The sequence below is a fragment of the Bacillus sp. BHET2 genome (genome assembly GCF_005938125.1).
Lineage (GTDB): Bacteria > Bacillota > Bacilli > Bacillales > Bacillaceae_B > Rossellomorea.
Genome location: NZ_VCQN01000001.1, coordinates 1,717,970 through 1,738,023, shown reverse-complemented (window position 1 = coordinate 1,738,023; position 20,054 = coordinate 1,717,970). Strand labels below are relative to the sequence as shown.

General features: G+C 41.3%; 22 protein-coding genes. 14 read left to right on the top strand and 8 right to left on the bottom strand.

The genetic code is table 11. The annotated features are described in order from the left end of the window. Positions 1–252: 252 nt before the first annotated feature. Positions 253–381, top strand: a complete 129-nt coding sequence (locus tag FGG79_RS22270; protein WP_276607957.1) for a hypothetical protein — start codon at positions 253–255, stop codon at positions 379–381. Here the strand turns inward: FGG79_RS22270 and FGG79_RS08820 are convergent. Further along, positions 362–733, bottom strand: coding sequence for a YtxH domain-containing protein (locus FGG79_RS08820; protein WP_171050844.1), 372 nt, complete (start codon positions 731–733; stop codon positions 362–364). The genes FGG79_RS22270 and FGG79_RS08820 overlap by 20 nt on opposite strands. 166 nt (positions 734–899) lie before the next feature. On the opposite strand from FGG79_RS08820, the gene yhzF reads away from it, so the two are divergent. Continuing rightward, complete coding sequence (yhzF, locus tag FGG79_RS08815; protein WP_138777326.1) at positions 900–1,094, top strand: membrane protein YhzF; 195 nt, start codon at positions 900–902, stop codon at positions 1,092–1,094. Between the two features lie 67 nt (positions 1,095–1,161). Here yhzF and FGG79_RS08810 read toward each other — a convergent pair whose 3' ends face one another. Both FGG79_RS08810 and FGG79_RS08805 read right to left on the bottom strand, forming a co-directional pair. Continuing rightward, the gene (locus tag FGG79_RS08810) at positions 1,162–1,698 is read right to left on the bottom strand and encodes a tryptophan transporter (protein WP_138777325.1); all 537 of its coding nucleotides are present in this window, start codon (positions 1,696–1,698) and stop codon (positions 1,162–1,164) included. Positions 1,699–1,871: 173 nt separating this feature from the next. Then, complete coding sequence (locus FGG79_RS08805; protein ID WP_138777324.1) at positions 1,872–2,294, bottom strand: HIT family protein; 423 nt, start codon at positions 2,292–2,294, stop codon at positions 1,872–1,874. Positions 2,295–2,999: 705 nt separating this feature from the next. Between FGG79_RS08805 and FGG79_RS08800 the strand changes: the two genes are divergently transcribed. The 4 genes from FGG79_RS08800 (at position 3,000) to FGG79_RS08785 (ending at position 6,284) form a co-directional block, all read left to right on the top strand. Next, positions 3,000–3,743, top strand: a complete 744-nt coding sequence (locus tag FGG79_RS08800; RefSeq protein WP_138777323.1) for an ABC transporter ATP-binding protein — start codon at positions 3,000–3,002, stop codon at positions 3,741–3,743. Beyond that, on the top strand, positions 3,733–4,965 hold the full coding sequence (locus FGG79_RS08795) for an ABC transporter permease (RefSeq protein WP_240794224.1): 1,233 nt from the start codon (positions 3,733–3,735) through the stop codon (positions 4,963–4,965). The genes FGG79_RS08800 and FGG79_RS08795 overlap by 11 nt, the downstream gene beginning before the upstream one ends. 63 nt (positions 4,966–5,028) lie before the next feature. Next, complete coding sequence (locus FGG79_RS08790) at positions 5,029–5,733, top strand: EcsC family protein (RefSeq protein WP_138777321.1); 705 nt, start codon at positions 5,029–5,031, stop codon at positions 5,731–5,733. Positions 5,734–5,876: 143 nt separating this feature from the next. Next, on the top strand, positions 5,877–6,284 hold the full coding sequence (locus tag FGG79_RS08785; RefSeq protein WP_138777320.1) for a DoxX family protein: 408 nt from the start codon (positions 5,877–5,879) through the stop codon (positions 6,282–6,284). A gap of 36 nt (positions 6,285–6,320) precedes the next feature. On the opposite strand, the gene FGG79_RS08780 is transcribed toward FGG79_RS08785, so the two are convergent. Continuing rightward, positions 6,321–7,523, bottom strand: coding sequence for a M20 family metallopeptidase (locus FGG79_RS08780; RefSeq protein WP_138777319.1), 1,203 nt, complete (start codon positions 7,521–7,523; stop codon positions 6,321–6,323). Positions 7,524–7,622: 99 nt separating this feature from the next. On the opposite strand from FGG79_RS08780, the gene FGG79_RS08775 reads away from it, so the two are divergent. Continuing rightward, positions 7,623–8,216, top strand: a complete 594-nt coding sequence (locus FGG79_RS08775) for a phosphatase PAP2 family protein (RefSeq protein ID WP_171050843.1) — start codon at positions 7,623–7,625, stop codon at positions 8,214–8,216. A 54-nt stretch (positions 8,217–8,270) separates the two neighbouring features. Here FGG79_RS08775 and FGG79_RS08770 read toward each other — a convergent pair whose 3' ends face one another. Beyond that, positions 8,271–9,668 (bottom strand): hypothetical protein, encoded by a 1,398-nt coding sequence (locus tag FGG79_RS08770; RefSeq protein WP_138777317.1) that lies wholly within the window; start codon positions 9,666–9,668, stop codon positions 8,271–8,273. Positions 9,669–9,909: 241 nt separating this feature from the next. Between FGG79_RS08770 and liaF the strand changes: the two genes are divergently transcribed. Genes liaF through FGG79_RS08755 form a run of 3 tightly spaced genes read left to right on the top strand, consistent with a single transcriptional unit; the run spans position 9,910 to position 12,447 of the window. Further along, positions 9,910–10,716 carry a cell wall-active antibiotics response protein LiaF gene (gene liaF / locus FGG79_RS08765; protein WP_171050842.1) on the top strand — a complete coding sequence of 269 codons (807 nt, stop codon included), beginning with the start codon at positions 9,910–9,912 and terminating at the stop codon, positions 10,714–10,716. A 31-nt stretch (positions 10,717–10,747) separates the two neighbouring features. Further along, positions 10,748–11,776, top strand: coding sequence for a sensor histidine kinase (locus tag FGG79_RS08760; RefSeq protein WP_240794223.1), 1,029 nt, complete (start codon positions 10,748–10,750; stop codon positions 11,774–11,776). A gap of 35 nt (positions 11,777–11,811) precedes the next feature. Then, entirely contained in the window at positions 11,812–12,447 is a 636-nt protein-coding gene (locus tag FGG79_RS08755; RefSeq protein ID WP_138777689.1) for a response regulator transcription factor, read from the top strand. 108 nt (positions 12,448–12,555) lie between these two features. On the opposite strand, the gene FGG79_RS08750 is transcribed toward FGG79_RS08755, so the two are convergent. After that, the gene (locus FGG79_RS08750) at positions 12,556–13,131 is read right to left on the bottom strand and encodes a cysteine hydrolase family protein (RefSeq protein WP_240794222.1); all 576 of its coding nucleotides are present in this window, start codon (positions 13,129–13,131) and stop codon (positions 12,556–12,558) included. 164 nt (positions 13,132–13,295) lie between these two features. Continuing rightward, positions 13,296–13,802 (bottom strand): antibiotic biosynthesis monooxygenase family protein, encoded by a 507-nt coding sequence (locus FGG79_RS08745; protein WP_138777687.1) that lies wholly within the window; start codon positions 13,800–13,802, stop codon positions 13,296–13,298. 277 nt (positions 13,803–14,079) lie between these two features. Between FGG79_RS08745 and hemE the strand changes: the two genes are divergently transcribed. The 3 genes from hemE (at position 14,080) to hemY (ending at position 17,653) form a co-directional block, all read left to right on the top strand. Beyond that, positions 14,080–15,111, top strand: a complete 1,032-nt coding sequence (hemE, locus tag FGG79_RS08740) for a uroporphyrinogen decarboxylase (protein ID WP_138777315.1) — start codon at positions 14,080–14,082, stop codon at positions 15,109–15,111. Positions 15,112–15,201: 90 nt separating this feature from the next. Continuing rightward, positions 15,202–16,131 (top strand): ferrochelatase, encoded by a 930-nt coding sequence (gene hemH / locus FGG79_RS08735; protein ID WP_138777314.1) that lies wholly within the window; start codon positions 15,202–15,204, stop codon positions 16,129–16,131. 118 nt (positions 16,132–16,249) lie between these two features. Further along, positions 16,250–17,653, top strand: a complete 1,404-nt coding sequence (gene hemY, locus FGG79_RS08730) for a protoporphyrinogen oxidase (RefSeq protein WP_138777685.1) — start codon at positions 16,250–16,252, stop codon at positions 17,651–17,653. A 171-nt stretch (positions 17,654–17,824) separates the two neighbouring features. On the opposite strand, the gene FGG79_RS08725 is transcribed toward hemY, so the two are convergent. Beyond that, the gene (locus tag FGG79_RS08725; RefSeq protein ID WP_138777313.1) at positions 17,825–19,231 is read right to left on the bottom strand and encodes a glycoside hydrolase family 18 protein; all 1,407 of its coding nucleotides are present in this window, start codon (positions 19,229–19,231) and stop codon (positions 17,825–17,827) included. Between the two features lie 185 nt (positions 19,232–19,416). On the opposite strand from FGG79_RS08725, the gene FGG79_RS08720 reads away from it, so the two are divergent. Next, complete coding sequence (locus FGG79_RS08720; protein ID WP_138777312.1) at positions 19,417–19,992, top strand: TetR/AcrR family transcriptional regulator; 576 nt, start codon at positions 19,417–19,419, stop codon at positions 19,990–19,992. The last annotated feature ends 62 nt before the right edge of the window (positions 19,993–20,054 follow it).

Below are 20,054 nucleotides of genomic sequence, written 5' to 3'. Positions count from 1 at the left end.
CCAAATGACTCTTTGAAACAACTATCTAAAAAAAGAAAGCGCTTATATTTTATTATGCCAATAAAGTAATAATTAATAAAGGCTAAATTGACAAAATTTTTAGAAGTATATAATATTTGGCTTGAATATCTACTGTTTTACATGAAATAAATGCGGAAGGAATACCGTGATGAAGGGATTTATAAAGATCATCATTATATTGAAAGAAGTTAGGAAGAAAAAATATTTTATTATTAAATTGAGGAGTTTTTCGTGAAGTTGGTTGTTATATTAGTGGGGAAAGGAGTAGTGATTGCAGGGGAAACAGATAAAGAAAAACCCCCGCAGCCTTTAATGGTTGTAAGGCATGCGGGAGATCCTGTTATTGATTCGACGTATTAGCAGAGTTGATCGACTTCTCTAAGTCTTCAATCGTTCGTTGGATGGACTGGATTTCTTCTTGAAGCCTTTGGTTATTCGGCTCGGTTGAAGCCTGCCATTGTTTGAAGGAAGCTTGAAGATCCTTCGAAAGCTGGAGGACAGTTTCCTTTCCTTCCCCAGAGAGAGTGCCGATGGATTCTTTCAATTCACTAATATGACCTTTCATGTCTTCAATGACTTCAGTCCAATCGTCTTTCTTTTCTTTGATTTGTGCACGGATTTCCTTTCCGGATGAAGGGGATGAAAGAAGGGAAGCGACTCCTCCAACTACTCCACCGATTAAAAGGCCGTAAGCAAGAGATTTTTTATTCACTGTTATTCACCTCGATATTCTATTTCTATAATACTATATTTCTACAATCAGTATGTATTCTCCTTTTCCCTTTTAGAACAGATTGAAACAAGGCGGCTCATATCTTACTCTTTGACCGCATAAAAATAAAGATAAGAGGTGGTGGAGAGGAGGAGGTTCTAACATAATGGACGGGATAATCTTTGGTTTCTTTGCTCTCAGTGGCGTATTATTTCTAAGTATGGTGTATAACTTCATTAGCATTCAAAGGCCAGGAATGTATCCTCCTAAGAATATATTGAAAAAGCGTGCAACTATAATGGGTTCCGGTGGGGTGATCACGTTTCTTATTGGAATACTTTTATGGTTTGCGGTCAGTTGATAGAAAAAAGCCCTCCATTTTGTTTGTGAAGGTTCACATTAAATGGAGGGCGTTTCTATGATTTCAATTAGGATAGCTGTTCTGTTGTGACAGCTTCTCGAATGGTTGAACGTTTTAAGATACCGTTGATAATCGGATACACAACGAACATTGCTCCAGCGTTCACAAGGGTAGCCGGAAGTACGACAGCTGCGAATAGAGCGAAGAAAGCTCCAGGCAGGCCAACAATCACATATGCAGAAAGCAAGAATACACTTCCTGATACGAGTGTACCGATAGCAGTTAGAACAGAAGCGCCTACAATTGAACGAGTGATTTTCTTTGTAGCCAAGAATAATCCGTAAAAAACGAATGCAGTGATTGGCTTATCAATCAGGTTTGGTAAGAATCCTCCAGGGAACTGTGTAGTCAATCCTGAAATAACTCCTGTTAAAATACCTAAAAGCAATACGTTTTTCTTCGCCGGGAATAAAATAATGCCTAAGAACATCATCGTCAACATCATATCCGGTTTCATTCCTAAGAAAATTCCAGGAATCACTGTGTGCAGGACAGCCCCAATCCCTACTAATAAAGATAGGGATACAAGTGTTTTTGTATTCATTTCTCATCTCTCCTCAACTAAACTAAACTTTAATTCTGCTTCTCCTAATGTGCACTATTGCCATTAGCGAAAAGATAGGTACATTATAACATATTGAAGGATAATGTCAAAGATGTAACGTTCGCAAAAAGAGGCTGATCCCTTTTGTGATAAGAGATCAGCCCTTTTATACGTTATGACATCTGCTGTGAGATTGAATCGGCAATTTCTTTTAAATCTTCCTGACTGTAGTCATCATTATGTGTTTTCCACACGGCCCCAAAGCCATCGCCGTTGCCGTAGCGTGGAATGAAGTGCATATGGAAATGGAAGACTGATTGTCCTGCTTCTTCACCTGCATTGCTTAAAAGGTTCATTCCGACAGGGTTAAATTCATTCTTGATACTGTTTGCAATCTTAGGTGCAACAGAGAAGAGATGACTCGCCATATCAGGTGTCAGCTCGTATACATTTTCTTTATGTACTTTAGGAATAAGGAGGGTATGGCCTTTCGTCACTTGGCTGATGTCAAGAAAAGCAAGGACATGTTCATCTTCGTAGACTTTCATTGCAGGGATTTCACCATCAATGATTTTACAAAAAATACAGTCGCTCATATTCATTTCCACCTTTCAATAATAGTGTATGTATTTTACCATTAATAAGAAAATAAATGAAGAAGAGACAGGAACGATTTTCCTGCCTCTCTTCTGAAGGGGTAATACTGTAAAGGTTAAATGTCAGGCTTCATTCTCTTTGATAAACACCTCATTCGCTAGTAGCTTCGAAAAGTGTACCATTCTTGGGTAGAATGAATATTGTTCAATGCGACCATCCCCTTATCTATTCGCTATTTAAGCAATTAAGACAATAGAAACTGTATGCCGTCTTGGACAAACACCTCATTTGCTATAAGGATGATATGTGTAGATCTCTAGAAACATGAATGACTCTGTGCAAACTGACCATCCCCTTATCTCGGTAGGCTAACGTAAGCATATAAAGAAAGTTGATTTAGTCAAAATGTGCTTTAACAAACACCTCATTTATCAATTTTTTGATTAAATGAATTTGGTGAGTGTGTCATTCACTATAGAAGACGACGTAGCCTTCAAGTCGCAAACAATAGTGAAATTGGTTAGCTGGTCTTTAACAACCATCCCCTTTTTCTTATTGCTGGCCCCTTCTGATATTATGATGTGCATATTTAGGGAGGTTATGAATTCTAAATTATGGAAAGTATTTCTTTCAAATATGCCTTCACCACGAAATTTTGGTAAAATAGAAATAATACATGTAGTACAGAAAGGACGTTGCTGCTCGTGTCATTATTAGAAATCAAACATCTTGTAGGTGGCTATACTCGTAAGCCTGTCTTAAGGGATATTTCCTTTTCCATACAATCCAACGAAATTGTGGGATTAATCGGATTGAACGGAGCAGGGAAAAGTACGACCATCAAACACATCATCGGACTGATGGAAGCAAAGGTAGGCCAGGTTTCCATCAATGGACATACGTTGAAAGGCGATGCGGATCAATATCGTAAACAATTCTCATACATACCGGAGACACCGATTTTATACGATGAATTAACGTTAGAGGAGCATCTGAAGCTTTCAGCTATGGCCTATGGTTTATCAGAATCTGAATATAAGAGAAGAATCGATAAGCTCCTGAAAGCGTTTCGGATGGAGAAGAAAATGAACTGGTTCCCAGCTCATTTCTCAAAGGGGATGAAGCAAAAGGTGATGATCATGTGCGCATTCCTAATTCAGCCTAGCCTCTATATCATTGACGAGCCCTTTGTAGGTCTTGATCCCCTTGGGATTCAGTCATTATTGGATTGGATGGAAGAGATGAAGCGTAACGGTGCAGGCATCTTGATGTCAACTCATATATTGGCAACGGCCGAAAGGTATTGTGATTCATTCATTATCCTTCATGAAGGGAAAATCCGTGCGAAAGGGACGCTACATGAGCTTCGACGTGAATTCTCTATGCCTGATGCGACTTTAGATGATATTTATATCCAGCTGACAAAGGAAGAATCAGATGATGAATAGCGTTGAAGGAATCTGGAAGAAGCGGCTCGTAGAGTATAATCAGGAACTTCAAAAATACTTGAAATACATGTTCAATGACCACTTGTTATTTGTTCTGATTTTTGCATTGGGGGGAGCGGCATTTACATATAACCAGTGGGTGAAGACACTAGACTCCACCTTCCCGGCTCCTCTCATTATGGCGGTCATCTTGGGTCTTTTATTGGCATGGAGTCCTGTGTATACTTTCCTGAAGGAAGCAGACGCGGTGTTCCTTTTACCATTGGAGGAGCGTTTATCAAGTTACTTCACGAAATGCATTTGGATCAGCTTCATGTTCCAATCATACATTCAACTGCTTGTTCTGGCGGCCCTTATGCCTATGTATGTGGCTGTTACCGGAGGCAGTTTCAGCAATTTTCTACCACTTCTTGTTTTTGTATTGGTCATGAAAGTATGGAATCTCTATGTCCGCTTTAGCATGTTAAGGTATCAGGAAAGGGAAGTCCACTTCACGGATAGTCTTGTTCGATTTCTTTTGAGCGCGGCACTCGTTTTCCTTGTTTTATCAGGAGCTCCTATATGGATGACAATTGTAGTCGCTTTATTGATGATCGGATATGCCCTATATTTTTATCAATCAACAAAAGGGAAAAACCTTAAATGGGATTTATTAATTAATTTGGAGCAGCAGCGTATGCTGATCTTTTACCGCATTGCCAATATGTTCACGGACGTTCCGAAGCTGAAAGGGAAGGTTCATCGGAGAAAATGGCTTGATTGGCTAGTAAAGGCACCTTTCTCACAAGCGTCAACCTATCGCTATTTATATCTACGATCGCTTGTGAGGACAAGTGAATATTCAGGTCTTTATATACGTTTGACTTTGATCGGAGTGTTGTTGATTTATTCGAATTCTTCTTTTATCTTCAGCATTTTGACGACATTGGTGTTTTTATATTTGACCGCTTTCCAGTTGATCCCATTATTTAAGCGTTTTGATTATAAGATTTGGGTTCTCATCTATCCAGTCTCAAGGAAGTTGAAGAAATCATCCTTCCAAAAAATCATGAATCAGTCGATGATGGTCCAAGCAGTCGTATTTTCCCTTCCCATCTTTGTAAGAGGAGCCTGGCTTGAGGGGCTTATCACCCTGCTCTCTGGAATAACCTTTTCCATCTTTTTTAGTCAATTCTACCTAGTGAAGCGGTTGAAGAAGATGGAAGAATCCCTGTTTTGGTGAAACGATCCAGTAGCATGAAACGTATAATGTGTGAAGGCTAATCAAAAAGGATGGTGGTACTCTGTGAACAGGGAAAGAGAAGAGTTGGAATCCTGGAAACGAAAATACACCAGGAAATCGTCCATTTTTCAAAGGGTTTCTAAGCAGGCCCAAACGAAAGTGAATCGATGGATTCCTGAAAAAGCCCATAAAGTCGTCACGGAGAGTATCAAGAGAATGGTAGAAGTGACTTTGAAGGGAAGTGAATGGGTTTCCCTCCAGACGATTGTATTACAGCCTTCCCTGGCAGAACGGGAAGTATTGATGAAAGAACGAATGGAATTTTATCGGAAAGCTGCCACCATTGAAGGGGCAGGCACAGGAGCAGGTGGGATTTTCCTTGGACTAGCTGATTTCCCTCTGCTTCTGTCCATTAAGATGAAATTTTTAAGCGAATGCGCTACGATTCACGGGTATAATCCAAAACAATATGAGGAACGTCTATTTATTCTATACGTTTTTCAACTTGCGTTTTCCAGTGATTCTCACAAGAAGGATATCCTCCAGGTCATCGAAAACTGGGAAGTGGAAAAAGAAAAACTGATGGAACTAGATTGGAAGACTTTTCAACAAGAGTATCGGGACTACATCGATTTTGTGAAGATGCTGCAGCTCATCCCGGGAGTCGGGGCTGTTATCGGGGCTTATGCGAATTATCAGCTCTTGGATCATCTTGGGGAGGTGGCAAAATTTGCTTATCGGATCCGTTACTTTAGTGATTTAGTATAGTACTGTAGGGAGGATTGATCGTTATGGTCGATCCTCTTTTCTTTAGGCCATGGAGAAGAGCAAACTGCATCTTTTTATTTCCATTAGGACTTCATGTATAGTGATAAAGTAAGGGTACTTTGTGATGGAGAGGTGTTTAATAGATGAATAAACGGAAAAAAGGATTGAAGATCGTAGGACTTTTTCTTTTCTCCTTCTTCTTCTTTTTAGCAGGGGTGTTCCATTTTATTGAAGCTCAAGGATTCTCGAAAATGATTCCAGGATTTTTTCCTCTAAGAGAAGAACTAGTTTATATTACGGGGATCATGGAATTCATCTTGTCAATTTTGCTGCTGATTCCAAAGACGCGGGAAAAAACCGGAATTGTAACTGCGATCTATTTAGTTCTCATTTTCCCTGCAAATATTTATGCGGCTATTAAGGGGATCCCTGCACCGGGGCAGGAAGAAGCGAACGAAGCCCTTCTATGGGTGAGGTTATTATTTCAGCCACTCTTGATATGGTGGGTGCTGGTTGTTAGCAAGATTGAAAAGAATCATCGTTTTTATTAAGAGAAAAGGATCAGGTGCCCCTGATCCTTTTTTGAATTATTTCGTAACCGTTTTTGAGACGGAATGCTTTTCCTGATAGTGAACTGTAGCTGCTGCCAGGGATTTGGCTGCAATGAGGAGAGCTTTTTCGTTAATGTCGAATTTTGGATGATGGTGAGGGAATGCGATATCCACATGATCCGGTTTGGCCCCGGTAAAGAAGAAAGTGCCCTTCACATGTTCCAAATAATAGGAGAAATCTTCACCGCCCATTTGCATGTCGATTTCATCCACGGTGTGAACTTCATCTACAGTAACGGCACTTTGGATAAAGAGTTCTGTTTCTTCAGGGTGATTGACAACCGCAGGATATCCTCGGTCATACACATATTCATAGCCACATCGACCTGAAAGGCAAGCCCCTTTCAAAATCTGTTCGATTTCTTCTTCAATAAAGTCCCTGACTTCAGGATTGAAGGTACGGACCGTTCCGATTAATTTAGCTGAATCAGCGATGACATTAAAAGCATTATCAGCCATAAAGGAACCAATTGTCACCACAGCAGGATCGATGGGGTTCACTCTTCTACTGACAATTTGCTGAAGCTCTGAAACAATTTGCGATCCAATCACAATAGAATCCTTCGTTTTATGTGGCTGTGCACCGTGACCACCGGATCCTTTGATCACAATTTCAAAGCGGTCGGCTGCAGCCATGATCGGACCAGTTCGATAAAGAACTTTCCCCAGGGGTTCTGTTGACCACAAATGGGTGCCGAATATGACATCCACACCGTCCAGGCAACCAGCCTCTATCATGGACTTGGCCCCTCCAGGTGCATATTCTTCAGCGTGCTGATGAATGAGGACCACTGTACCTGAAAGGGTATCACGCATTTCATGAAGGGTTTTTCCCAATACTAGAAGTGATGCTGTATGTCCGTCATGACCACAGGCATGCATGACACCGGGAACAGTAGAGCGATATTCCACGTCCTTTTCATCGTGGATGGGGAGAGCGTCAAAATCTGCCCGAAGAGCCACGGTCTTACCTGGAAGGGCTCCTTCGATCCTCGCCACGACACCGTTGCCTCCAACCTGTTCTTGAACGGGAACGCCGATGCCCTTATAGTAATCGGCAATATACGTTGCCGTGTTAGTTTCCTGAAAGGATAATTCCGGGTGTTGATGAAGAAATCTTCTGATATCAACCATTTCTATCCAACGATCTTCCAATTTCTGATATAATTCATTCAGCAAGTGAAGAACCTCCTTATATTTGATGAATATTACGAATAGTATAACATTTATTGAGGAGAGATGAGTGGATTATTGGAGAGATTTTCAAGGGGGAATACAATGAAGAAAGTCCAATACATATCAGCCATTATTTCATTCGTACTATTTATGACCATCGCACATTATGTTTTTCATGAGATGGAAATTTTCGGCGAAAATGATCTGTTGACGAAGATGAGAGGGGTTTCCTTTATAGAAAGTTTTTCAGTGATCGGAACCGAGCTGGTGATTGGAATTGCATCAATCGCCCTGATTCTGTACCTTTGGTGGGTCAAGAAAGACTATGTTGGAATTCTTACCGTCGTTGTACTCGTAGCTGGAAGCAACGTACTGAATAAAGCCATCAAAGGCTTAATGAAAAGAGAAAGACCCCCTTTTTCGCATGGGGAAGAGGGATTCAGCTTTCCGAGCGGTCATGCCATGGTGGGACTTACCTTCTTATTGGTGATTGCTTATTTCATCAGTAAAGAATTTTCGTCCACACGGTTGAAAGTGACGACCTTTACCTTCGCAGTGATCCTCGCCCTCCTCACAGGGTTTAGCAGAGTGGCAGAACAAGCTCATTACCCGTCAGATGTTGCAGCGGGATTCCTACTGGCATACCCATTCTTCGTACTATGTATCTTTCTTTACGAGAAGAGACCCGGAAAATAGGAGAAACAAACAGGAGGGACGGACCTCAAATTCTAGGTCCGTCCCTCCGATTATTCAGAGTAAAAACATGGCAACGATGGTGGTGGCTATTAATCCAATGACAACAGGTAACAGGTTGCGTCTGGCAAGTTCGAATGGGTCGACTCCGCAGATGGCTGCTGCAGGGATGAGTGCCCATGGGACAAGTGTGCCACCTCCGACCCAAATGGCTGCCACTTGCCCTAGAGCAGTTAGGGTGGCGATGCCTGATCCGATGCTTTCGGCAAACAGATGAGCCACGGAACCTGCAAGGGAAATGCCGGAGAACCCCGATCCATCAAGACCTGTAATTGCCCCCACAGTTGTAAGTGTGATTGCACCTACCGCTTTTGAAAGCGGTACGGCTGCAGCCAGGGATGCCCCGAGGTCATTGACGATGCCGTGAGACGTTGAAGGGAGGAAGTCCCCGATGATCGTTTGAAAGCCTGAATCTCCCAGGTAGAAGAAAGCGGCAATCGGAATCACGGGACCGAAAACCTTAAACCCAAACTGAAACCCGTCAATCAAGAAACTAGTCGTTTTTTCCAATCCTTTTCCTTTGAAAGCGGCAAGTGAAATCAGGAGCAAAATGACGATGGATGTACCGCCGATTAGTGCCGTTGCATCACCGCCTTGAAGGTCAAACACAACCATTGCTGTAATATCGAGAGCAAAGAGGATAGGGATGAGAAGAGCAATGAGTTTCTTCCAGCGTGTTGAAAGTAGACTAGGAGAAGAATCCTGATCTTGTGTGATAGTCGAGAGAGCGCTTGGATCCACGGTCAGGATCCCTCTCTTCATATCTCTCTTAAGGAAAATGAAGGCAGTAACGGTTGTGACGACGCCCATGACAATAATGAGCGGAATGCTGGCTGAAATAACCTCAGATACCGGTATTCCTGCGGCATCAGCCGTCAACTTTGGGGCTGCTTGAATGACAAAGTCGCCTGAAAGAGCAATACCGTGACCGAATAAGTTCATAGCCATGGCAATGCCGAGAGCAGGTAATCCAACCCGTAGGGCAACAGGTACCAACACTGCACCCAGGAGTGCTACTGCAGGAGATGGCCAGAAGAACCAAGAAATAAACATCATCACCAGACCAATCGTCCAATAAGCAAGGGCAGGTGTCCGGATGAATTTAGTGAAAGGGCGAATCATAATATCATTAACCCCTGTAGACGTCAGCCCCTTACTCATGGCAACGATGATGGAAATCACAAGAATGGTAGATAGAAGTTCGGTGATGGCAAAGATAAAGCTATTAAATATACTACTGATCGAACCACTTAAAGAGCCTGTTGCAACCAAAGCGATACTGAAGATTCCTAGGATACAAACAACCGTCGTATCTTTACGAAAAATCATAAATAGAATAATCAACCCAATGAAAGCTAAATAAATCCAATGAAGAGAAGTTAAATCAATCCCCATTAGAAAAACCTCCTCTAAAATCGTTCCTCAATTGATAGGCATTTGCCCTGATCTGTACTATAGGTTATGAAACTATGGAAAAGGTGTGATACTGCATAGCGATAATTTTCCGTCTTGAGACGGAGATAGAATCATGCCGATGCTCCTCACCCATGAAGGGAAAACAATCTATAATGATAGACATAACAGGAAATGTCCAATTTATAGCGAAAATAATAATAGATGTGAAGGTGGTGCTTGTATGAGGTACAGGGGAAGGAAGCAATGGTTTTTCTCGTTTTTATTAATGGCAATAGGGCTTTTGTTGTTACTCTTGAATATCGGTGTCATTTCCTTGGAAATAACGCAGATATTTGTCAATATAATTCCTATTTTGTTACTACTGCTTGGTTTGAAGTGGACGTTAGACAGCTTTTTGAAGAAAAGCTTCGGGAAATTACTTGTGGGGCTCTTTAGTTTAGCGCTGGGCTCTTTAGCCATTCTTGATAAGTATGGGGTGGTGGATTTTGATTATGCAAGTTGGTGGAAGTTGTGGCCAATCTTCATTATCGCGATTGCCATTAATCGCGGAATTAGTAAGAAGCCTATCAAAGTAAGCATCAGCAACGAATATCCATATGAAAAATCATCATCGAAAATGACTTTTGAAGATGAGAAAGATGCCTCTTTGAAAAAGAATAAAATGAACAGAGGATTCATCGTAGGGGATATTCGATTTTCAGAGGCGAATTGGCCACTGGAAAATATGAAACTATACAACGCTATTGGAGATTACTATTTTGATTTCAGCAAAGCGTTTATTCCTGAAGGGGAAACGACCATTGATATCAAAGGCTGGATTGGCGATGTGAAGATGATCATTCCGGAAAATGTACCTGTGGATATCACCTTGAACGTACAGGTGGGGGATGTGAAATTGTTTGAGCAGAAGTCTGCTGATATCCGTTCTGAGCTCCAATACCGTTCTCCGGAATACGAACAGGCAGTCAAAAAAATAAAATTGTCTGTTGATGTAAAAATCGGCTCCATCCGAATAAATAGAGTGTAGGGTCAACATTGTTAATTAAGGAGGGGAGAGCTTGAACAAATCCTCAAATATTCGAATCTGGATCTTTAAAAGTTTTTTTATGATGTCTGTTATGGCTATTCTGTTGTTCTTTATTTCATTGCAAATGTATTTGGTTTTTTCAGATGATCCAAGCATTTCACTTGAATTATCGATTTATTTGACCATATGGTTAGCAGTTATTCTTCTATTGTTAAGTATTTATTTTGGCTTTCGTACAGGCTATACGTTTAAAGGTCGAATCGACGATATCTCGACATTCATTACTTTACTAAGAAGCGGAAAATTTTCGGCACGGGTGGAACGATTTGAACATGATGAACTTGGAATTTTATCAGATGAATTGAATCAGCTGGCTGTGTTTATCCAAGAACAGGTGAAATCACTCCAGAGGTTGGCTGATGAAAAATCCGAGCTTGCTGATCAGGCTCATCAAGCTGCTGTAATGGAAGAGCGGCAAAGGCTGGCAAGGGATCTGCATGATTCTGTCAGTCAGCAATTATTCGCGTTAAATATGCTTTCTTCCGCAGCGCAAAAAAGTGTAGGAACGGATAGTGAAAAGGTTGAAATCATCGTGAAGCAAGTTGCCGAAATCGCAAAGAAAGCACAAGGGGAGATGAGAGCCCTTCTTCTTCATCTCCGCCCGATTGATTTAAAGGGAGAAAGTCTTTGCGAAGCGTTAACTATTTTAATAAGAGAATTAAAGGAAAAGACGTCTATCGAGATTGATGCCAATCTTGATGGAATTGAAAACCTGTCGAAAGGGACCGAAACGCATATGTTCAGGATCATCCAGGAGAGTCTTTCCAATATACTGCGTCATTCTGATGCAACAAAAGTGAAGATTGTGTCGGAGAAAAAGGATGGGTATGTAAGCTTGTACATCAGTGACAATGGAAAAGGCTTCGATTTAAAGAAAAACAAGATGACGTCATATGGACTTCAAACGATGAGAGAGAGGGCCGAGGAAATAGGGGGATTGTTTCAAATCCGATCGAAAGAAAGTGAAGGAACATATATCGATCTCCGTATCCCGGTCTAATCAAAGGAGGAAAACTGGTGGATAAGGTTAAGGTTATGATTGTAGATGATCACGAAATGGTCCGTTTGGGAATGAAAACGTATTTGCTTACTGAGGACAGGATTGAATTTCTAGGAGAAGCGAAGAGTGGAAATGAAGCTGCCCAACTTGCCAAATTGTATATGCCAGACGTCATTCTTATGGATTTATTGATGGAAAACGGAAACGGGATCGAGGCGACAAAGAAGATCCTAAGCTTTCACCCACATTGTAAAATTATTATTTTAACGAGCTATTATGATGATGAAAAGGTGTTTCCTGCCATTGAAGCTGGTGCCCATAGCTACCTATTAAAAACGGCAAGTGCAGAAGAAGTGGCAGATGCTGTTTATAAGGCGGTGAAGGGGGAGTCTGTCATTGCTTCTAAGGTAGCTGATAAAATGATGAACCGATTCCGCCCTCAAGAGAGGAAACCACATGAAGAATTAACATCACGGGAGATGGAGGTTCTTCAGTGTCTTGGGGAGGGAATGACGAATCAGGAAATATCTGAAAGTCTGTTTATCGGGGTAAAGACGGTTAAGACTCATGTCAGCAATATCCTGAGCAAGCTTGATGTGGCGGATCGAACGCAAGCAGCGATTTATGCGAATCGCAATGGGATCGTGTATCGGGGAGGAAAGAAAGAATAAGAGCTTTTATCTAGTTGAAGATACAAATAGATACGCAAAAGGGGCTTAGTCAAGGGGAATGATTCCATTCTCCTTGACTAAGCCCCTTTTGCGAGAGCATGAATTTGTTTAGAATATTGCTGGTTTGCTCAGTCTTAAAAGTGACGATAACAGAGACTCTGTTGAAGCGATAGTGGAAAATTCTCGATGAAGATTCGCAAGTGAAAGACTCTGAACAATTTCTGCAGAAAATAGCGAACCGTCATATGAATAGGTTTCAAAGCATGCAGTGGCGTCAAAAGGAACCGTTACCTCATACCCTAAGTCAGAAGCCATGCGAACGGTAGCGGAAACGCAGTGATTCGTCGTGAAACCCATCACGACAAGGGATGTATATTTTTCCTTTTTTAAATATAAATCTAAATCGGTATCGATAAAAGCGCTATTAACGTGCTTGATGATTTGTTTTTCATTTCGTAAAGGTCGGAAATCATCTAGAATATCGAAACCTGATGAACTTGAATGCAGTGGCGACTCCATATTAATAGAAGAGTGTTGCACATGAACTACTGGCCAGGCTTTTTCTCTCCAACCTTGTAAAAGTTGATAAGCGTTCTTTTCCATATTAGGATTATTTCGTTTTCCCCATAGAGAATGACTATATGCCTTTTGGAAATCAATCAGAAGCAGACATGTTTGACTCATCAATACTTCTCTCCTTTCATTCAGGGTATGAAATAAACATCCTGTGACCAACACGATAAAGTATACTGTTATTTTTTTGTAATTATGTATGTACACCTCAACTGTAATTGTTAAGATTCATAAAGCATTAAAAAAAAGCTGCCAGAAGTTTGGCAGCTTTGTCGTTAGGACTGACCTGAAACGTAGTATTTACTTACATAGGAAGCCCGGGGGAAGATATCTTTCTGATTATCGATCCCTTCTTCAGTTCCGCGCTTGGCGTGTGCTTTTTCGTATTGCTTCGACTCCTGCCAACCCAGGAAGCTTTTTTCATCTTCCCAAAGAGTCATGATCACATATGTATCACTGTCTAACGGTCGAAGGACACGAATCGCTGTAAAGCCCGGCACTTTTTCAATCAATCCTGCACGATTTTTAAAGCGGTATTCAAACAGCGGACGACCCTCGTCGGATACGGGGATGTTATTGAACACCACATATCCTTTATGTTCAAGTTCACCAGATTGATCGACAATTTCATAGCGTCGTGGAGATTCAAACACGCTTTCTCCACTAGTCTCATGTAAAAGCAATGCATCTTCGCCCTGCATTAAGATCATCTTTTCATTGGAGTGTTCATCCATTATTTTTTGTAGAAATTCGTGGGTCCCGGTTGTCATATATAGCTTCATCCAAATCACCTCTATAAATTAGTTACTTCTATATATACTCTTCCCTTTTCCTAATCTCATCTAACATGATTTTTGGATATTTTTTCATTACCCAGTGAAAATCGGCAAATTTATGACATTTTCCCTTGATAACTATACAATTCTCATTAAAACGTCTATAGTTTAAAAGGGTTACAATTCGAGCGGTCATATTGAAAATAGGACAATTTTAGAATCTACTCAAATTAGTATACAATGGGAATAATGGAGTTACATAGAAAGGTGGACGAACAAAGGTATGAAACAAATGAATGATACTTTTTTACGAGCGGCAAGGGGAGAAAAGACGGACTATACTCCGGTTTGGTATATGAGACAAGCTGGTCGTTCACAGCCTGAATACCGTAAAATTAAAGAGAAATACTCTCTGTTTGAAATTACACACCAACCAGAGCTTTGTGCATATGTGACAAGGCTGCCGGTTGAACAATATGATGTCGATGCAGCGATTCTTTATAAGGATATCATGTCACCACTTCCTTCTATTGGAGTGGATGTGGAGATTAAGTCAGGAATAGGCCCTGTCATCGATAATCCTATCCGTACGACAGCGGATGTTGAAAAGTTGGGAGAAATCGATCCTGAACATGATGTTCCTTATGTTCTGGACACTATTAAATTATTGACGCAGGAGCAATTATCGGTTCCTTTAATAGGTTTTGCTGGTGCACCCTTTACAATGGCGAGCTACATGATTGAAGGGGGACCTTCGAAGAACTATAATAAGACAAAAGCTTTCATGTATGCAGAACCACAAGCCTGGTTTGCTTTAATGGATAAATTGGCTACGATGACGGTCACTTATGCGAAAGCTCAGATCAAGGCGGGGGCATCTGCTTTCCAAATATTCGATTCTTGGGTCGGTGCCTTGAACGTACAGGATTACCGCACGTTCATTAAGCCGGTTATGGAAAGAATCTTTAATGAATTAAAGGAAGAGAACGTACCATTGATTATGTTTGGTGTAGGAGCAAGTCACCTGGCGAATGAATGGCATGACCTTCCGATTGATGTTGTTGGCCTGGATTGGCGTCTGCCTATTACAGAAGCACGTGACAGAGGCATCTCCAAAACGGTTATGGGGAATCTTGATCCCGCGATTCTTCTGGCTCCGTGGAACGTGATTGAAGAAAAAGCAAAAGAGATCCTCGACCAGGGGATGGAACTTCCTACACACATCTTTAACTTGGGGCACGGAGTATTCCCGCAAGTTCAACCGGATACATTAAAGCGCTTAGCAGCCTTCGTACATGAATACAGTGCGAGATAGAGCACATTCACATGTGTCTTTACATGGATTCTATGAGAGAAACATGGCACAATAATGAAATGTATGATACTGATAATGAGGTGAAATGATATGACAAAGAAAAAAATGGGTCTATTGGTGATGGCCTACGGGACACCGTATAAAGAAGAAGATTTGGAACGGTACTATACACACATCCGCCACGGAAGAGCCCCTTCAAGTGAATTACTCGAAGATCTTCGTGGACGTTACGAAGCCATTGGAGGGATTTCTCCACTGGCGAAGATCACGCTTGAACAAGCGCAGAGCCTGGAAGAACATCTGAATCATATTCAAGACGAGATTGAATTCACCATGTACTTGGGCTTGAAACATATTGAACCATTTGTAGAAGACGCCGTGGAACAAATGCATAATGACGGCATTGAAGAAGCAGTTTCGATTGTACTTGCTCCACATTTCTCAACGTTCAGCGTGAAATCCTACAATGGACGTGCGAAGGAAACTGCAGAAAAACTGGGTGGACCTCAGATTACTTCCGTTGAGAGCTGGTACGCGGAACCCAAATTCATTCAGTATTGGACGGATAGAGTGAAGGAAACGTATGCAGGGATGTCTGAGGATGAGCGCAGCAAAGCAGTCCTCATCGTATCCGCTCACAGCTTACCTGAACGTATTCTTCAATCTGGTGACCCTTATCCAATGCAATTAGAGGAAACAGCGAAGATGATTGCAGATGGTGCAGGCGTGAAAGATTATGCGGTTGGATGGCAAAGTGAAGGAAACACGCCTGATCCATGGATCGGACCTGACGTTCAAGATCTGACAAGAGATCTTTATAAGGAAAAAGGCTATACGACGTTTGTGTACACCCCGGTAGGGTTTGTAGCCGATCATCTTGAAGTGTTATATGACAATGATTATGAATGCAAAGTAGTAACAGATGATATCGGTGCTTCCTACTATCGTCCGGAAATGCCGAATGCCAAACCGGAATTCATCGATGCAATGGCAGATGTCGTGTTAAAGCACCTAAAATAATTTCTCGTTTTTGGCTGAAACAAAGGAAGGACTGAAGCAAATGAGTTCAATCTCACTGCTTTAGTCCTTCTCTATTGTTGAAATTGAAGATATTTTGTTAAAGAAGGCGATGAACGTGTTGGAACAACAAACCAAAAAGGTCGTAGTCATTGGTGGGGGGGTCACCGGATTAACGACGGCTTATTATTTGCAACAGGAAATAATAGAAAAAAAACTTCCCATCGAAATAAAGCTTGTAGAAGCAACCCATCGACTGGGTGGGAAAGTCCAAACCTTGAAAAAGGACGGCTATGTTATCGAAAAGGGACCAGATTCCTGTTTATCAACCAAAACGGAAGTCTCTCGCTTAGCAGAAAATCTTGGAATGAAAGATGCGCTCATTCGGAATCGCAAGGGCGCGTCCTATGTGATAGCGGGCGGTGAACTCTATCCTATACCCGGGGGATCCATCGTAGGAATTCCAACTCAAATCGCTCCATTCATCACAACAGGTTTATTTTCATTAACAGGAAAAATGAGAGCAGCAGCAGATTTTGTTCTTCCACGTTCACAAGAAAGTGAAGATCAGTCACTCGGGAAATTCTTTAGAAGGAGAATGGGAGATGAAGTCGTTGATCATTTGATAGAACCTCTCTTAACTGGGATTTTCGCTGGGGATATCGATCAGTTAAGCTTAATGTCCACTTTTCCGCAGCTCTATGAGATTGAACAAAAACACCGAAGTTTGATTGCAGGTATCAAAAAGGGCGGTCACGGTGCCAACTCTAATGAAGAGGGAAACTTCTTGACATTCAAGGGTGGCCTTCAATCCCTGATTGATGAAATGGAGGCACGTCTCGCCCCAAATACAGTCTACAAAAGCATGAAAGTAACCGACATTGAGAAAGAAGACAGCAATGATTATACGGTTACCTTTACAAACGGGGAACAGATGGAAGCGGACAGTGTAATCGTCACCACCCCCCATCATGTATTGCAATCCATGTTCCCTAGGTATCCATTCTTAGCTTTCTTGAAAGACATGCCTGCTACCTCTGTTGCAACAGTTGCAATGGGATTTTCACAAAATGCAATAAAAAAAGACATTGCCGGCACAGAATTCCTCGTTTCACGTAACAGTGACTACTCCTTGACTGCCGGAACATGGACCCATAAAAAATGGCCACACACTGCACCGGAAGGAAAAGCACTATTGAGATGTTATCTGGGCAAGTCAGGCGATGAAACCATCGTGGATTTATCCGATGATCATCTTGAACAAATCGTCCTGGAAGATTTGGGAAAGATTATGGATATCGAAGGCGGGCCAGATTTTACTATCGTTTCCCGTTATAAAAATTCCATGCCGCAGTATACGGTAGGTCATGGTGAACGTATCCAAGGAATGTATGATCAAGCGGAAGCCACTCTGCCTGGCGTTTTCATAGCCGGCAGTTCATATAACGGGCTAAGTATTCCTGATTGCATCGGGCAGGGCGAAAAGACCGTTACCAAGGTATTGGAGTATTTGAAATCGTATTGATGAGGACCGCCGGATAGCCGGTGGTTTTTTTTGTTTGGAGATGGTGCTAAAGGACACTGGAATAATTACAAGGGGATGGATGTCTAGATGGAGTTAGCACAGTTGTATTTTTTCTTGTTCATCTCTTTTACTCAGAAAAACACCCTCTGCTCATAACAGAAGGTGCCTTCCTCATTTCACAACCCGATACCTGGAATGCTGAAGCACCCAGTTCTGTGGAAAGGCAGAACCGAGCACCCAGTAGCTTAGGCCTCTTAATCCATAGTCATCAAGCGTTTTTTGTTTCGCCAGCATGCTCCTGGCGTCTTCAAACCATACTTCGTGTTTTTGACCGGTTTCATCCCAATATGTGAAGAATGGAGATTGATATTCCTCATTGTACTGAATTCTAACACCGTATTTACTAGCCAGATCAATTGCTCCTTCTGGTGAGACGGTTTTAGCGAAGGTTCCATCTACCCAAGGGACCTTCCAGTCACGTCCATAAAGGGGAGTCCCCATCAGGATTTTGTTTCTTGGGATGACGGTAACAGCATAGTCCAATACTTTCTTGACTTCATTAATAGGGGCGATCGCCCATGGTTTACCGCCTGCCCATCCCCACTCATATGTCATGGGGATGACAAAGTCGACAATTTCGCCATGAGCTTTATAATCATGGGCTTCGTATAGGAGCCCTTTTTGATCGCCTTTTATTTTGGGGGCGAGGGCGGTTGAAACGGAATAGCCCTTAGGCCTCAATGAAGCAACGGTTCTTCTTAAGAATGAATTATAATTTTCCCGATCTTCAGGATAGACGTATTCGAAATCGATATTTAATCCCTTGTAGCCTTTCGTATTCATTTTCTTTAAAATAGATTCAATTAACGTATTCTGCAGTGATTCACTCCTTAAAATGGTAGCAACTAAATCAGAGTTGAACTTCCCGTCTGAATAATTGGTGAGAACGAGTAATGGATCGACATTTTGATTCAATGAAGCCGAAATGAGACCAGCATCATTCAATTCCGTGATAGATCCATCTTTCGTAATGGTATGGGTGAAAGGTGCTAAATAAGAGAAATAACTCCCCAGTCCATTTACTTCTGCTATTCCTTCAACATCTGTTCGGGTTGTATAGGCATTGACTGCAATGACAGACTTAGGGTTTGGAATCCTGATCTGTTGATTCGGATAGATCAGTGATGGATTAGAGATTGAGTTTGCATTCAATATTTCCTGAAGGGGAACTTTATGGTTATAGGAAATAACATAGAGTGATTCTCCCGATTTTACTTTATGGATAAAGGCAGGCATGACAATTAATTGACCGACAAACAGCTGTGATGGATCTGACATTTGATTGAATTCCAGCAGTTCTTTAACAGAAATAGAGTACTTCTGGCTAATTGCATATAACGTGTCACCTGGCTGCACGATATATTCCTTTAAAGGTTCTGGAATGAGAAGACTTTGTCCAATTACAAGTATATTCGGGTTCTTTAGCTGATTACCATACGCGATTTGATTTACATCAACCCGATATCCAGAAGCAATCGACCAAAGTGAATCCCCGCTTTTCACCACGTAAATATTCATATGAGACCTCCAAACAAACCTTATTCTTATAGCCTATTCATGAGGGCTTATTCTTTATGAAATATGATTAAGCTGAGATGAGAAAAAAAACTTGTGTAACGGAGAAAGATGTGGTAAATTTATCAATGTTAACAAAATGACTAAATTACAAAAATGGTCAAACGGTCAATACGAGGAGTGAATTCATGGCAATTGATCGAAAGAGACAAATTCTGGATGCAGCCACTAATTCGTTTTCATTGTTTGGATATAAAGCCACGACGATGGATCAAGTAGCTAAATTGGCAAATGTCGGCAAAGGAACGATTTATACGTTTTTTAAAAACAAGGAAGAATTGTTTGACGAGATTGTTTCATCATTAATTAATGAAATGAAACAGCAAGCAGAAGAGGCAATTGAGTCGGAATCAACATTTTCAGTAAATGTGCACCGTGCATTGTTTCGTTTGCTAGAATTCCGTAAAGAGCATAAGCTGACGATCAAGCTTTATCAAGAAGCACGGGAAATGGGAACACCTGCTGTATCAGAAGTCATTGATCGAATGGAGAAAGTGGTCATTGAATTTTTGAGTCATCGAATTGAAAAAGCGATTGCCTCAGGAGCGATTAAGCCATGCGACCCGAATATGACCGCATTTGTCATGCTCAAACTATATGTTTCACTAATCTTCGATTGGGAACGTACGCATGGACCACTTGATAAAGATGAAATAGCCAATCTCTTTGAACTATATTTAATTAAAGGGTTATCAAAAAGATAGTCCTTCATTTTCAACAATTATTGACTACTTGAATAATATAGTCAATAATTTATACATTTAAG

Coding starts and splice junctions, on each gene's coding strand:
- yhzF (WP_138777326.1), top strand. CDS start 900: ATGGACGGGATAATCTTTGGTTTCTTTGCTCTCAGTGGCGTATTATTT.
- FGG79_RS08810 (WP_138777325.1), bottom strand. CDS start 1,698: ATGAATACAAAAACACTTGTATCCCTATCTTTATTAGTAGGGATTGGG.
- FGG79_RS08805 (WP_138777324.1), bottom strand. CDS start 2,294: ATGAGCGACTGTATTTTTTGTAAAATCATTGATGGTGAAATCCCTGCA.
- FGG79_RS08795 (WP_240794224.1), top strand. CDS start 3,733: ATGATGAATAGCGTTGAAGGAATCTGGAAGAAGCGGCTCGTAGAGTAT.
- FGG79_RS08785 (WP_138777320.1), top strand. CDS start 5,877: ATGAATAAACGGAAAAAAGGATTGAAGATCGTAGGACTTTTTCTTTTC.
- FGG79_RS08775 (WP_171050843.1), top strand. CDS start 7,623: ATGAAGAAAGTCCAATACATATCAGCCATTATTTCATTCGTACTATTT.
- FGG79_RS08770 (WP_138777317.1), bottom strand. CDS start 9,668: ATGGGGATTGATTTAACTTCTCTTCATTGGATTTATTTAGCTTTCATT.
- liaF (WP_171050842.1), top strand. CDS start 9,910: ATGAGGTACAGGGGAAGGAAGCAATGGTTTTTCTCGTTTTTATTAATG.
- FGG79_RS08755 (WP_138777689.1), top strand. CDS start 11,812: ATGATTGTAGATGATCACGAAATGGTCCGTTTGGGAATGAAAACGTAT.
- FGG79_RS08750 (WP_240794222.1), bottom strand. CDS start 13,131: ATGAGTCAAACATGTCTGCTTCTGATTGATTTCCAAAAGGCATATAGT.
- FGG79_RS08745 (WP_138777687.1), bottom strand. CDS start 13,802: ATGAAGCTATATATGACAACCGGGACCCACGAATTTCTACAAAAAATA.
- hemE (WP_138777315.1), top strand. CDS start 14,080: ATGAAACAAATGAATGATACTTTTTTACGAGCGGCAAGGGGAGAAAAG.
- hemH (WP_138777314.1), top strand. CDS start 15,202: ATGACAAAGAAAAAAATGGGTCTATTGGTGATGGCCTACGGGACACCG.
- FGG79_RS08725 (WP_138777313.1), bottom strand. CDS start 19,231: ATGAATATTTACGTGGTGAAAAGCGGGGATTCACTTTGGTCGATTGCT.
- FGG79_RS08720 (WP_138777312.1), top strand. CDS start 19,417: ATGGCAATTGATCGAAAGAGACAAATTCTGGATGCAGCCACTAATTCG.